Raw genomic sequence first — 554 nt, forward strand, 5'->3', positions numbered from 1 at the left:
TTTAGCATAATGTTTAATTGTGTCGGTGTTTAAGAGGGTGATAAGGAGTTTGTGAAAGCATTTTTTATTATCTTTAATAGTTTAGAGGTTATAAAAGATAGGATTATAGTCTCTACTAAATAAAAGTGTTATACATCTCATCTGCATACGAGGCTGATAAAAATTTTCTTGCTTGCTGTGCCTACGCAGACAGAGGCTACGAAAATTTCTATCAGCCTCGCTTTAAGATTTTCAAAGTAAGTTTGTTGTGTTACTTTTTTAAATTGAGCATCTTTATTGAACAAATTGAGTCGGAAGAAAGAAGGTTCTAGAGTCTGCTTGCTGACGTAGCTCTATAAGTAACGTTTGCATATCTTCAGCAGGGTCTTGAGTATTGATTAAATCATCAAATATCTCGTAAGCGACCGTAGTCATGGCAATCACGCTTTGTAGCAGATGCTCAATGATATGATCATTAATGCCAACTGCTTCGACATCGATAGCATGTTTGTAGCGTATTTCGCCATCATTCACATCCATCTCTAAATTGCCAATCAGCATGTCATAATTAATTT

At 35.2% G+C, this 554-nt stretch carries 1 pseudogene; it reads right to left on the minus strand.

The window, feature by feature from the left end:
• Positions 1-273 precede the first annotated feature (273 nt).
• Positions 274-554: pseudogene (locus ACS8FD_RS23540) on the minus strand (hypothetical protein); the annotation flags it as partial.

The sequence above is a fragment of the Psychrobacter sp. 1U2 genome (assembly GCF_051847575.1).